Here is an 11,461-nt window from a genome sequence, read left to right as displayed (position 1 = left end):
AAGCTCAGACCGGTGGATATATGCCAAGGAAACGCTGCAGAAAATCCGTCAGCAGCATGTTCGGAATAAGCAGCAGCAGCGTCAGCGTGCCAATGAAAAGCGGATGGTTGCCGCAGATCATCCTGAGAACCCGTGCCAGCGCAAAGATGGTAGCCATGGCCAGTGCCAGCGATAGGAACCCAGCTAAAACTGTCGTGCCGGGGACAAAGATGATCAATGCCAACAGCAGTGCATTCAGATAGTTTGCCGGCACGAAAAACCAATTTATCGTCGTGACGATCGGCGCAAACTTATCGCCGAAGCGGAAGAGCAAAAGCAATAGGCCGGCGAGAATCGGTGGCATCAGCCAGCTGGCCGCCTCGACCAGCGCTAGGCGCAAGAAGAATGCGAGGCCGGTCGATGTTTCCGGTGGCATGGCGCTTAGATAGGCCTGCTGCAGCCACAGCCATGAAATGCCGATCGGCGGCAGGCTCCAGAAGATGGCCCAGAAGGAGCGCATCATGCCGCGGTCCGATATGTCCAGATACTGGAACCCGCGTGCATCCATCCGGATCAGCAGCCAGAGGCCGGACAGATAATATTGGACTTCCTTAAATGTCGGCATTCTCGAACCAGCGCTGGATGAAGGTCTGGTAGATCTCGGTCAGCGTTTCGAGATCCGAGAGTGCCACGCGTTCGTCGATCATATGCATGGTCTGGCCGACAAGGCCGAATTCCACGACTGGGCAATAGTCCTTGATGTGGCGGGCATCCGATGTGCCGCCGGTCGTCGAGAGTGCCGGCCTTTGGCCCGTAACGTTTTCGACAGCGGAAGACAGAGAGGCGATCAAGGCATTGTTGCGCGTCAGGAAAACCTGGCTCGGTCGATCCGACCAGGCGATATCGTATTTGGTCGGCGGGCGTCCCGGGCGCAGCGCCTGGTCGGCCGCAGCGGCATCCAGGCGGGCGATGATTTCGGCTCTCAGCGTGTCGACCGACCAGGTATCGTTGAAGCGGATGTTGAAGGCGGCGGTTGCCTTGGCGGCGATGACGTTGGTGGCGGCATTGCCGACGTCGATGCTCGTGACCTCAAGGTTCGACGGCTGGAAATTATCCGTGCCGGCGTCGAAGGGACGCTCGAGCAGCGCTTCGGTCAGCTTGATGATGCTGCGCACGGGGTTGTCGGCGAGGTGCGGATAGGCGGCATGGCCCTGAACGCCGTGAACGGTGATGAAGCCCGAGATCGAGCCACGCCGGCCGATCTTGATCATGTCGCCGAGGCGGTCCGGGTTGGTCGGCTCGCCAACGAGGGACGCATCCCATTTTTCACCGCGTTCGGCCGCCCATTGCAGCAGCTTCACCGTGCCGTTGATCGCCGGTCCCTCTTCGTCGCCGGTGATCAGGAAGGAGATCGAGCCGGCAGGCGGCCCATGCTTCTCGATATGGCGCGCCACTGCCGCCGCGAAACAGGCAATGCCGCCCTTCATGTCGACGGCGCCGCGGCCGAACATCTCGCCATCGGCGATGTCGGCGGCAAAGGGCGGATGGCTCCAGGAGGCGGCGTCGCCGACCGGCACGACATCCGTATGCCCGGCAAACATCAGATGCGGCTCCTCGGTGCCGAGCCGCGCATAAAGGTTCTCGATGTCGGGTGTTCCCAGCTCACTCGCCGTCATGCGCTCGATCTTGAAGCCGAGCGGCCTCAGCATGTCGGCAAGCGCAGTCAGCGCGCCGCCTTCTGCCGGCGTCACGGAGGCGCAGCGGATCAGGGTTTGCAGGTTGGTAACGGGATTTGTAACGGTCATCGGAGGCAACTTATCCGGCGGGAAATGGCAAAGCGATGGCAAAGGATCGACAATGAGTCGAAAATCTTTGCAGCGATTCCAGCAATCGCACGGGCATGCTCACCCGGCAAGCATAAGGGGAGCGTGATGTGGCCACCACGCTCCCGAATTCAGATTTAGTCGCGCAGCAGTTCGTTGATGCCGGTCTTGGAACGGGTCTGTTCGTCGACACGCTTGACGATCACGGCGCAATAAAGGCTGGGAGCCGGCTGGCCGTTCGCCATCAAATTGCTGTTCGGCAGCGAGCCGGCAACGACGACAGAGTAGGGCGGCACTTCGCCATAGGTGATCTCGCCGGTGGCGCGGTCGACGATCTTGGTGGACTTGCCGATGAAAACGCCCATGCCCAGCACGGAGCCCTGGCGAACGATGCAGCCTTCGACGACTTCGGAACGGGCGCCGATGAAGCAATTGTCCTCGATGATGGTCGGGCCGGCCTGCATCGGCTCCAGCACGCCGCCGATGCCGACGCCGCCGGACAGGTGCACATGCTTGCCGATCTGCGCGCAGGAGCCGACGGTCGCCCAGGTGTCGACCATGGTGCCTTCGCCGACATAGGCGCCGAGATTGACGAAGGACGGCATCAGGATGGCGTTCGGAGCGATATAGGCGGAATGACGCACGACGGCGTTCGGCACGGCGCGGAAGCCGGCTTCACGGAAACGGTTCTCGCCCCAGCCTTCGAATTTCGAAGGAACCTTGTCCCACCAGGTCGCACCGCCGGAGCCGCCTTCGACGATCTTCATGTCGTTCAGGCGGAAGGAAAGCAGCACGGCTTTCTTGAGCCACTGGTTGACAGTCCAATTGCCGTCCGAACCACGCTCGGCCACGCGGACCTTGCCGCCGTCGAGCAGATTCAGTGCCAGTTCCACGGCGTCGCGAACTTCGCCGCGCGTCGACGTGTTCACATTGTCGCGATTGTCGAAGGCAGCCTCGATGGTCTTTTCGAGAGAGGCGAGATCGGTTGCGCTCATGGGAATTCCTTAAAACGTCAGTGGCTATCGTGGTTTCCGGCAGCGGGTCCGGAGAGGGTCGATTGGTCCTATAGCATGGATGCCGAAAATGGAATGTCTTTTCCGCGCCGATTGAGCTTGGCATCGGGCCGCTGTAGGGACATATGCAAGGGCTTGGCCGTCACTGCCACAAGCAGAGCGGCCGGCATGATCGATTTGAAAGGCAAGATTAAATGAGCAAGGCGAAGAACGGCAAGCTGCGGCGCAAGGATGGGGTATGGGACCCCTTGAAGACGAGTTCGGCGGACAAGAAGCGAGCTGAATCCGTGCCGCGCACACCGCAGTCGATGTCGCCTTCCTATAGGCTTGCCTATGCGGATGAGGATTTTCTCTGCCGTGAGGAGTTGCGGCCGATCCGCCTGCAGCTGGAATTGCTGAAGACCGAAATGTCCCTGACCGAACGCGGCATCAAGTCGACCGTCGTCATGTTCGGCGGTGCGCGTATCCCCGCACCCGGCACCAATGCCTGGGCGGCGCGCAACGACGTGCAGCGCGCCAATCTCGAGGCCGCATCAGTCTACTACGAGGAAGCGCGCAAGTTCGCCCGGCTTTGCTCGCGCTATTCGGCAGGCTTCGATTTCCATGAATATGTCGTGGTCACCGGCGGTGGCCCGGGCGTGATGGAAGCGGGCAATCGCGGCGCGTCCGAAGAGGGTGCGCCTTCGATCGGCCTCAACATCGTCCTGCCGCACGAACAGGCGCCGAACGTCTACGTTACGCCGGAGCTCAGCTTCAATTTCCACTATTTCGCGATCCGCAAGATGCACTTCATGGTGCGCGCCAAGGCGATTGCCGTGTTTCCGGGCGGCTTCGGCACGCTCGACGAGCTGTTCGAATGCCTGACGCTCATCCAGACCGGCCGCATGGAGCGCCTGCCGCTGATCCTCTTCGGCGAGAAGTTCTGGCGCAGCATCATCAATTTCGATGCGCTTGCCGAATTCGGCACCATTGCGCCCGACGATGTCAATCTGATCAGCTTCGTCGACACCGCAGATGACGCCTGGAAGATCGTTACGGATTTCTACGAGCACGAAAACGGCCACTAAACGAAGAAAGACCCGCCATCGCATCGCGAAGGCGGGTCTTTTGATCGGCAGGGACTGTTGCTTGGTTTAGAGCAACGGCCGGCCCGGCATGTCGTCCAGGTTGACCACTCCATCGTGGTTGCGGTCCAGGCGATCGAAGAGCTTGTTCATGGCGTCTTCGGCTTCCTGCTTGCTGATCTGGCCGCTCTGGTCGGTATCGGCAAAGCGGAAGATCATGGCGCCGCGCATGAAGCCGCCTTCGTGCGCGAAGCGGCCATGCGGACGGTGATGGCGGTTGCCGTTATCACCCTTGTTGTCGTCATTCTGGGCCTGATCGCCCTTGGATTGGTCGGCGGTCGGAGCCTGGCTATTCTGAGCCTGGTCACCTTGGGCCTGATCAGCTTGCGGTTTGGCATTTTGAGCCTGATCGCCGTCGGCCTTGGCGTGCTCGGCCTTCCACTGCTTGATCTGCGCCTGGCGATAGGTCTTGTATTCGCCGGGGGTTATCTGGCCGTCATGATTGACGTCGATCTGGTCGAAGATCTTGTCGACCCCGGCCTTGACCTCGTCCTTGGTCAGCTTCGTGTCACCGGGATTGCCGAATTCCTTCAGCATGCGCACGTAAAGGACTTCAGGCGAAAAATGCGGCCTGTGCCAGCGACCCTGATGATGACCGTGGTGACGGCCGCCCCAATCATTGCCATCATGAGGAGCGGCAAGTGCGACCTGTGCTACAGCACCCAGAAGAAGGGTCGCGGAAAGCCCGGTCAGAAGAAGTTTTTTCCCGTTCATCGCTTTTCCTTTCGTGTCGAGGAATGGTCAAACGATACGGCTGGTGGTCGAAAACGACCAATTAAACCTCTGTAAGGCGGATGAAACTTTCGTAACCCCACCCTAATGAATGGTTAAGCCAGTGCCTTGAGGAAGGCCGTCAGATCGTCGGTGACGTAGTCTATATGATCGTCCTCACCGGTCGTCTGCTCCCACCATTCGACGATGGCGGTCTCCAGGTTTTGCGGTACGAGAAGCACCGTTTTCATGCCCAGCGCCTTGGGCACGGTGAGGTTGCGCGGCAGGTCCTCGAACATGGCAGCCTTCTTCGTATCCACACGATTGAGGCTCATGAACTTGTCATAGGTGCTGCCGGCCGGCTTCGGCACGAAATCGGCGGCGACGATATCGAAGATGTCGTCGAAATTGTCGAGGATGCCGAGTGCGCCGGCAGTTGCCTCGGCATGCTTGACGCTGCCGTTGGTGAAGATGAACTTGCGTCCGGGCAGCGCCTTGATGGCGGCGGCCAGTTCCGGCTGCGGCGTCAGCGCCGAATAGTCGATCGCATGCGCCTTTTCGAGGAACTCATTGGGGTCGATGCCGTGATGGATCATCAGCCCCTGCAGGGTCGTGCCGTGCTCGAGGTAATATTGCTTCTGCAGCTTGCGGGCATCTTCACGCTCCATCTGCAGCAGGGCCGAGACATAGGCCGTCATGTTCTTGTCGATCTGCGCGAAGAGATCGACATGATGCGGATAGAGCGTGTTGTCGAGATCGAACACCCAATCGCGGATGTCGGAGAAGTCCGAAGGCTCGGATAGCGTCTTTGTCTGGCTCATGGCCGCCTTATGACATGCCGTCCGGTGCAAGGAAAAGAAAATATTCATGCCGATATGTGAGCTTCCTTGCAGATATTGTCGCGCGATCTAATGCCGGCTATGATTCTACCATTGATTTCCGGGGTTTTGCTCTATTTGCAAAGTGAGGAAAAGCTTACATTCTTTGGGGTCGTGGAGAGAAATTCGCCCGCCTGGGCTTTTCGGAGGGGATGCGATGAGTGAGGTGGAAAAGGCGCTGGAATTCGCGCGGCTGCACAAGAAGGGTGAGCCGCTCGTTCTTTTCAACATCTGGGATGCCGGTTCGGCCAAGGCGGTCACGGAGGCGGGTGCCAAGGCGCTCGCGACCGGGAGCTGGTCCGTCGCCGCAGCCAACGGCTTTGGCGATGGAGAGGCGATACCGCTGTCGCTACTGGCGGTGACCACCCGGTTGATCTCGGTCACGAGCCCGTTGCCGCTTTCCGTGGACTTCGAAGGCGGCTACGCGGTGGAGCCCGAGGCGGTCGCGGCTAATGTCGAAAAGATCATGGATCACGGCGCCATCGGCATCAATTTCGAGGATCAGGTGGTCGGCGGGCAGGGCGTCCATCCGATAGAGTTGCAGGCGGCACGTATCCGCGCTATCCGGGAGATGGCCGATCGGCGGGAAATACCGCTGTTCATCAACGCCCGCAGCGATCTCTTTCTGCAGGAAAGCGACACGGCGCACCATCAGATCCTGCTGGACGAGGCCTATCGCCGCGCCGATGCCTTTGCCGAGGCGGGAGCGAGCGGCTTCTTTGCACCGGGCCTCGTCGAGCCTGAATTGATCGCCGCGCTCTGCGAACACTCGTCCTTGCCGGTCAACATCATGGTGCGCCCGACAACCCCGGACAACATGACCATGGCTGGCCTGGGCGTCAGCCGTATCAGCTATGGGCCGGCGCCCTACCGCTCGGTCATGGGAATGCTGAAAAGCGAGGCCGAGGGGATTTATCGTCCGTCCTGATCATGCGAGCTCGGCCTTGGTCGCCAGCACGCGCGCGATGAAATTCTGCACGACGGCGGAGCGCTCATCGCGGCGTGTGGCGAGCGTCAGCCGCGCCACCGGTCCATTTCCCGCAATCGGAACATAGGTAACGCCGGGAACCCGGATTTGCGCCACTGCCGACGGCACCACCGAGACGCCGAGTTCCACGGCGATCAGATTGGCGATCGAGGTGATCTGCGGCGCGATCTGGCCTAGGATCGGTTCGAAGCCTGCGTGCCTGCAGGCCGCAATGATCCCGTCGAACAGACTGGGGCCGGCTGTACGCGGAAAGAGCACGAAAGGCTCTTCGGATAGGGACGACAGCGGCAGGCTCTCCGCCTCCGCCAGAGGGTGCCCCGAAGGCAGAGCGATCACCATGGCTTCCTCGCCAAGCGTATGCGAACGGAAAGCCGGCGGGTCTGCGTGGCCCGGCCGGATGAAGACGGCGTCCAACTCCTCGGCGCCAAGCCGCTCCAGCAGCCGCGTCGTATGCGCCTCCTCCAAAGTCAGATCGATTTCCGGATAGGCGCGGCGAAAGCTGCGCACTGAAGATGGCACGATCGGACTGAACGCCGCCGAGCCGGTAAAGCCGACCCGCAATCGCCCGAGTTCGCCACGCGCCGCTCGCAGCGCCAGCGCCTTTGCCTGTCCGGCCTTCGCCACGATCGCGCGTGCTTCCGGCAGAAAGACTTGCCCCGCCTCCGTCAATTCCACGCCATGTGGCATCCGGCGAAACAGCGGCGCGCCGATTTCGTCCTCCAGATCGCGGATCTGATTGCTGAGCGGCGGTTGGCCAATACCGATGCGTCGCGCAGCGCGGGTGAAATTCAGCTCCTCGGCGACGGCGAGAAAATATCTGAGGTGGCGCAGTTCCATCAGTCTGTTTCCGATTTAGAGGCGAAATATCTTTAAGATATGAACAAAGACACCGCAATATATTGGACTGCTGACCAGGTCGGATCCACTTAGGGGAAGGCGCCGCTCATCGAGCGCGCCACGCTAACAGCCAGGAGTTCCCCATGAGTTCGAAAGACAGCAAGATTTTTCTCATCACCGGCGTCAGCTCGGGCTTCGGTCGTGCCTTCGCCGAGGCGGCGCTTGGCGCCGGCCACCGTGTCGTCGGCACGGTTCGCAATGCCGAGGGTAAGGCGCAATTCGAGGCCATGCAGCCGGGGCGGGCCAAGGCCGTTCTGCTCGATGTGACCGATTTTGCCGCGATCGAGCCGGCCATCACACGCATCGAAGAGGAGGTGGGTCCGATCGATGTTTTGATCAACAATGCCGGCTATGGTCACGAGGGCACGCTGGAGGAATCGCCGCTCGACGAGATGCGGCGTCAGTTCGACGTTAACGTCTTCGGCGCCGTTGCGATGATCAAGGCGGTATTGCCCTTCATGCGCCGTCGCCGCGCCGGCCACATCATCAATATCACCTCGATGGGCGGTTTCATCACCATGCCCGGCATTGCCTATTATTGCGGCAGCAAATTCGCGCTGGAGGGGATCAGCGAGGTGCTGGCGAAGGAGGTAGCGGGGTTCGGCATCCATGTGACGGCGGTTGCGCCCGGCTCGTTCCGCACGGATTGGGCGGGCCGTTCCATGGTGCGCTCCGATCGCAGCATCTCGGATTACGATGAGCTGTTCGATCCCATCCGAAAGGCGCGCGAGGAGAAGAGCGGCAATCAGACCGGTGACCCGCACAAGGCGGCCGCCGCCATGCTGGCGCTGGTAGCTTCGGAAAACCCGCCCGCCCATCTTTTGCTCGGGACGGACGCGTTAAACCTCGTGCGCGGAAGAATTGCCGCCTTCAGCGAGGAGATAACCACCTGGGAAGATCTCACCCGCTCGACCGACTTCGGCTGATGCCATCGTTGCCGACGGCAAAACGCGCCCTTTCCTGCAAAGGAAGGGGCGTTTTTCCTATGGAACGATCAGCGTGCCGGCGCCGTGTTCGGTGAAGATCTCGAGCAACACCGAGTGAGCCGTTTTGCCGTTGAGGATGACGACGCCCTGAACACCGGCCTTGATGGCGTCGATGCAGGTTTCGACCTTCGGGATCATGCCGCCGGAAATCGTGCCATCGGCGATCAGCGCATGCGCCTGGGAGACCGAAAGCTCCTTGATGAGCTGGCCCTGCTTGTCGAGCACGCCTGGGACATCCGTCAGGAAAAGCAGGCGGGTGGCGGAGAGCGCCCCGGCGATCGCACCGGCAAAGGTGTCGGCGTTGATATTGTAGGTCGCGCCGTCGCGACCGGGAGCAACCGGGGCGATCACGGGGATCATTTCCGACTTGGCGAGCAGGTCGAGCAGCGTGCGGTCGACTTCGACCACTTCGCCGACAAAGCCGAGATCGAGCACGCGCTCGATGTTGGAATCCGGGTCCTTGATGGTCTTGTGCGCCTTTTCGGCGAAGACCATGTTGCCGTCCTTGCCGCAAAGGCCGATCGCCCATTCGCCGGTCTGGTTGATCAGCGCGACGATTTCCTTGTTGATCGAGCCGGCGAGCACCATTTCGACGATCTCGACCGTCTTCTGGTCGGTGACGCGCAGGCCGCCTTCGAATTTCGATTCGATGCCCATCTTCGTCAGCATGGCGCCGATCTGCGGGCCGCCGCCATGAACGACGATCGGGTTGACGCCCGATTGCTTCAGAAGTGCGATATCCGCCGCGAACGCCTTGCCGAGCTCGACATTGCCCATGGCGTGGCCACCGTATTTTACGACGATGGTCTTGTTTTCGTAGCGCTGCATGTAGGGCAGCGCCTGTGCGAGCAGGCTGGCTTGGAGTTCGCTGTGGGCTTCGGACATGGTGCACCCTTCGAAATTGTTCGCGGCCTTTTATCTCAAGTTTTTGACAGAGGGAATAATGATGTCAGGATTAGTTTGCTCGGCATCATATTGGAACTGGCGAAATTGATTTCGCCGCCGCGCTTGCCAGCGGAGACTTTTCTCTTAAAGATTGTCCAAGGTGCCGCAAGCGGGGAATCGAATGGCGAGCGAGGAGATGGAAGCGCTTATCGGCCGCGTCGCCATGCGTGACCAAAAGGCCTTTGCCGCCCTTTATAAGAGCACGAGTCCGAAACTCTACGGCGTCTGCCTGCGTATCGTTGGTAACAAGACGGACGCAGAAGAGGTTTTGCAGGAGGTTTTCGTGAAGATCTGGCAGCGAGCCGAGCAATTTGCCGTGTCCGAAGGACCGGCAATGCCCTGGCTGACGGCGATCGCCCGCAACAGATCGATCGATTTCATTCGTGCCCGCAAGCCTGTTGCTGATGAAATCGATGCCGCATATGACCTTGCCGACACCGAACCCGACCCGGAAGAACAAGCAATCGTCAAGGGAGAGGGCAGGCGCATTGACAGGTGCATGGAAGAGTTGGAAGCTGATCGTGCGCGGGCTGTTCGTGGCGCCTATGTCGAGGGCTTGAGCTACCAGGAACTCGCCGATCAACATTCGGTGCCTTTGAATACGATGCGCACCTGGCTGCGCCGAAGCCTGATCAGACTAAGAGAGTGCATGGACCGATGAGTATGCCCGATCAAAGCAAGGGAGGCCGCTCCCGCGATGAAGTCCTGGCCGGAGAATACGTCCTTGGCGTGCTCTCGCTGGAGGACCGGCAAAAGGTCGAGCGGCGCATGCGCAGCGATCGCCAGTTTGCAGCCATTGTCAGCCGATGGGAGCAGAACCTCTCGGAATTCAACGAGGAATACGAAAGGGTGACGCCCGCCGCCTCGGTATATCCGAAGATAGAGAAGCGGATTTTCGGAGATTCCGCGTTCGGCGCACATCTCTGGAATTCCCTCACGCTCTGGCGTTCCGTCGCTTTCGGGTCGCTGTTTCTGGTCGCGGGCGTCCTGGTCTTCACGATCACCAATGAGGCTGCCCTGCGTCCGACCGCCGGCAAGCAGCTCAGCGCTTCGCTCGCCGGCCAGAACAATGCCATCAGTCTGCTGGCCAATTACGATGTCGCCAACGGCCGTTTGAAGGTCACACCGGTCGCCGCCGGCAAGCCGGAAGAGAAATCGCTGGAGCTCTGGCTGATTCGCGGCAGCGATCCGGCCGAGGCGCTGGGCATCCTGCCGCAGACGGGCGAGGGCGAAATCACCCTGCCGCCGGAACTTCACGGTAAATTGACCGAGGGCGCCATCATCGCGGTCAGTGTCGAGCCCTTCGGCGGCTCTCCGACCGGCAAGCCCACGGGCGAAGTGGTGGCATCGGGCACCATTCATCTGCCCTGACGAAACCTTCCTGCGAAAAACAATCACGGCTGAAACTCTTTTCCATACCCTCCGTATCTTCTTCTGACCCCGCCTGATCGGGGCAAAAAAGAGGAAGAGGAAAAGTCATGATCAAGTCCGTGATTCGCATCGGCGCTGTGGCTGCAATGGTTTCGGCCGGCGCGAGCCTGGCTTACGCCAAGGACCCGATGGTCGGTGGCGCAGCGATGTATGCAAGCAAGAACATCATCGAGAACGCCGTCAATTCGAAGGACCATACGACCCTGGTGGCGGCCGTGAAGGCAGCAGGCTTGGTCGAGACACTCGAAGGCAAGGGCCCGTTCACCGTCTTCGCTCCGACCAACGAAGCCTTCAAAAAGTTGCCGGCCGGGACGGTCGAAAATCTGCTGAAGCCTGAAAACAAGGCGACGCTGACGAAGATTCTGACCTGCCATGTCGTTTCCGGTGACGATATGGCTGCAGCCATCAAGAAATGGGCAAAGAGCAATGGCGGCGAGTACGACCTGAAAACGGTCGGCGGCTGCACGATCAAGGCCATGGACAAGGGCGGCAAGCTGACCCTGACCGATGAGGCCGGCGGTACCGCTCACATCACCATCGCCGACGTCAAGCAGTCCAACGGCGTGATCCATGTGGTCGACAAGGTGTTGTTGCCGAAGATGTGATCATCTCGTGGCGACAAGGCCGCCGCCTCACCATGCGGGGTAAGGGGCGGCGGCCTCATAGCGCATAGAATGAATGCGAAT

The 11,461-nt window shown here is 60.4% G+C and carries 13 protein-coding genes; 6 read left to right on the top strand and 7 right to left on the bottom strand.

Annotated features, from left to right (window positions below; translation table 11 throughout):
* Positions 1-4 precede the first annotated feature (4 nt).
* From A6U86_RS26870 to dapD, 3 genes are all read right to left on the bottom strand, one after another.
* Entirely contained in the window at positions 5-604 is a 600-nt protein-coding gene (locus A6U86_RS26870) for a hypothetical protein (protein WP_068397559.1), read from the bottom strand.
* Positions 591-1,784 carry a succinyl-diaminopimelate desuccinylase gene (dapE, locus tag A6U86_RS26865; protein ID WP_068397557.1) on the bottom strand — a complete coding sequence of 398 codons (1,194 nt, stop codon included), beginning with the start codon at positions 1,782-1,784 and terminating at the stop codon, positions 591-593. The genes A6U86_RS26870 and dapE overlap by 14 nt, the downstream gene beginning before the upstream one ends.
* Positions 1,785-1,939: 155 nt before the next feature.
* The gene (gene dapD, locus A6U86_RS26860; protein WP_068397555.1) at positions 1,940-2,797 is read right to left on the bottom strand and encodes a 2,3,4,5-tetrahydropyridine-2,6-dicarboxylate N-succinyltransferase; all 858 of its coding nucleotides are present in this window, start codon (positions 2,795-2,797) and stop codon (positions 1,940-1,942) included.
* Positions 2,798-3,009: 212 nt separating this feature from the next.
* Here dapD and A6U86_RS26855 point away from each other — a divergent pair, with 212 nt between their 5' ends.
* Positions 3,010-3,882: an LOG family protein gene (locus tag A6U86_RS26855; protein WP_068397553.1), complete on the top strand. Its 873-nt coding sequence runs from the start codon at positions 3,010-3,012 to the stop codon at positions 3,880-3,882.
* Positions 3,883-3,948: 66 nt separating this feature from the next.
* Here A6U86_RS26855 and A6U86_RS26850 read toward each other — a convergent pair whose 3' ends face one another.
* Both A6U86_RS26850 and A6U86_RS26845 read right to left on the bottom strand, forming a co-directional pair.
* Entirely contained in the window at positions 3,949-4,653 is a 705-nt protein-coding gene (locus tag A6U86_RS26850) for a calcium-binding protein (RefSeq protein WP_068397549.1), read from the bottom strand.
* A 113-nt stretch (positions 4,654-4,766) separates the two neighbouring features.
* Positions 4,767-5,471 carry a pyrimidine 5'-nucleotidase gene (locus A6U86_RS26845; RefSeq protein WP_068397935.1) on the bottom strand — a complete coding sequence of 235 codons (705 nt, stop codon included), beginning with the start codon at positions 5,469-5,471 and terminating at the stop codon, positions 4,767-4,769.
* Positions 5,472-5,685: 214 nt separating this feature from the next.
* On the opposite strand from A6U86_RS26845, the gene A6U86_RS26840 reads away from it, so the two are divergent.
* The gene (locus A6U86_RS26840) at positions 5,686-6,456 is read left to right on the top strand and encodes an isocitrate lyase/phosphoenolpyruvate mutase family protein (protein WP_068397546.1); all 771 of its coding nucleotides are present in this window, start codon (positions 5,686-5,688) and stop codon (positions 6,454-6,456) included.
* On the opposite strand, the gene A6U86_RS26835 is transcribed toward A6U86_RS26840, so the two are convergent.
* Complete coding sequence (locus tag A6U86_RS26835; RefSeq protein WP_068397544.1) at positions 6,457-7,353, bottom strand: LysR family transcriptional regulator; 897 nt, start codon at positions 7,351-7,353, stop codon at positions 6,457-6,459.
* Between the two features lie 143 nt (positions 7,354-7,496).
* Between A6U86_RS26835 and A6U86_RS26830 the strand changes: the two genes are divergently transcribed.
* On the top strand, positions 7,497-8,339 hold the full coding sequence (locus A6U86_RS26830; protein ID WP_068397542.1) for an oxidoreductase: 843 nt from the start codon (positions 7,497-7,499) through the stop codon (positions 8,337-8,339).
* Positions 8,340-8,396: 57 nt separating this feature from the next.
* Here the strand turns inward: A6U86_RS26830 and argB are convergent, their stop codons facing one another.
* Positions 8,397-9,284 carry an acetylglutamate kinase gene (gene argB, locus A6U86_RS26825; RefSeq protein WP_068397540.1) on the bottom strand — a complete coding sequence of 296 codons (888 nt, stop codon included), beginning with the start codon at positions 9,282-9,284 and terminating at the stop codon, positions 8,397-8,399.
* Between the two features lie 181 nt (positions 9,285-9,465).
* Here argB and A6U86_RS26820 point away from each other — a divergent pair, with 181 nt between their 5' ends.
* The 3 genes from A6U86_RS26820 (at position 9,466) to A6U86_RS26810 (ending at position 11,380) form a co-directional block, all read left to right on the top strand.
* Positions 9,466-10,005, top strand: a complete 540-nt coding sequence (locus A6U86_RS26820; RefSeq protein ID WP_068397537.1) for a sigma-70 family RNA polymerase sigma factor — start codon at positions 9,466-9,468, stop codon at positions 10,003-10,005.
* Positions 10,002-10,715, top strand: a complete 714-nt coding sequence (locus A6U86_RS26815; RefSeq protein WP_068397535.1) for an anti-sigma factor — start codon at positions 10,002-10,004, stop codon at positions 10,713-10,715. The genes A6U86_RS26820 and A6U86_RS26815 overlap by 4 nt, the downstream gene beginning before the upstream one ends.
* A gap of 107 nt (positions 10,716-10,822) precedes the next feature.
* Positions 10,823-11,380 carry a fasciclin domain-containing protein gene (locus A6U86_RS26810; protein ID WP_068397532.1) on the top strand — a complete coding sequence of 186 codons (558 nt, stop codon included), beginning with the start codon at positions 10,823-10,825 and terminating at the stop codon, positions 11,378-11,380.
* Positions 11,381-11,461 lie beyond the last annotated feature (81 nt).

Origin of the sequence: Rhizobium sp. AC27/96, from assembly GCF_001692325.1 — a bacterium.
In the GTDB taxonomy this organism is placed as follows: domain Bacteria; phylum Pseudomonadota; class Alphaproteobacteria; order Rhizobiales; family Rhizobiaceae; genus Rhizobium.
This window is presented reverse-complemented; position numbering and strand designations above follow the sequence as displayed.

What these genes read in the sequence shown, in the direction of transcription:
- A6U86_RS26870 (WP_068397559.1), bottom strand. Translation starts at nt 604, where the DNA reads ATGCCGACATTTAAGGAAGTCCAATATTATCTGTCCGGCCTCTGGCTG.
- dapE (WP_068397557.1), bottom strand. Translation starts at nt 1,784, where the DNA reads ATGACCGTTACAAATCCCGTTACCAACCTGCAAACCCTGATCCGCTGC.
- dapD (WP_068397555.1), bottom strand. Translation starts at nt 2,797, where the DNA reads ATGAGCGCAACCGATCTCGCCTCTCTCGAAAAGACCATCGAGGCTGCC.
- A6U86_RS26855 (WP_068397553.1), top strand. Translation starts at nt 3,010, where the DNA reads ATGAGCAAGGCGAAGAACGGCAAGCTGCGGCGCAAGGATGGGGTATGG.
- A6U86_RS26850 (WP_068397549.1), bottom strand. Translation starts at nt 4,653, where the DNA reads ATGAACGGGAAAAAACTTCTTCTGACCGGGCTTTCCGCGACCCTTCTT.
- A6U86_RS26845 (WP_068397935.1), bottom strand. Translation starts at nt 5,471, where the DNA reads ATGAGCCAGACAAAGACGCTATCCGAGCCTTCGGACTTCTCCGACATC.
- A6U86_RS26840 (WP_068397546.1), top strand. Translation starts at nt 5,686, where the DNA reads ATGAGTGAGGTGGAAAAGGCGCTGGAATTCGCGCGGCTGCACAAGAAG.
- A6U86_RS26835 (WP_068397544.1), bottom strand. Translation starts at nt 7,353, where the DNA reads ATGGAACTGCGCCACCTCAGATATTTTCTCGCCGTCGCCGAGGAGCTG.
- A6U86_RS26830 (WP_068397542.1), top strand. Translation starts at nt 7,497, where the DNA reads ATGAGTTCGAAAGACAGCAAGATTTTTCTCATCACCGGCGTCAGCTCG.
- argB (WP_068397540.1), bottom strand. Translation starts at nt 9,284, where the DNA reads ATGTCCGAAGCCCACAGCGAACTCCAAGCCAGCCTGCTCGCACAGGCG.
- A6U86_RS26820 (WP_068397537.1), top strand. Translation starts at nt 9,466, where the DNA reads ATGGCGAGCGAGGAGATGGAAGCGCTTATCGGCCGCGTCGCCATGCGT.
- A6U86_RS26815 (WP_068397535.1), top strand. Translation starts at nt 10,002, where the DNA reads ATGAGTATGCCCGATCAAAGCAAGGGAGGCCGCTCCCGCGATGAAGTC.
- A6U86_RS26810 (WP_068397532.1), top strand. Translation starts at nt 10,823, where the DNA reads ATGATCAAGTCCGTGATTCGCATCGGCGCTGTGGCTGCAATGGTTTCG.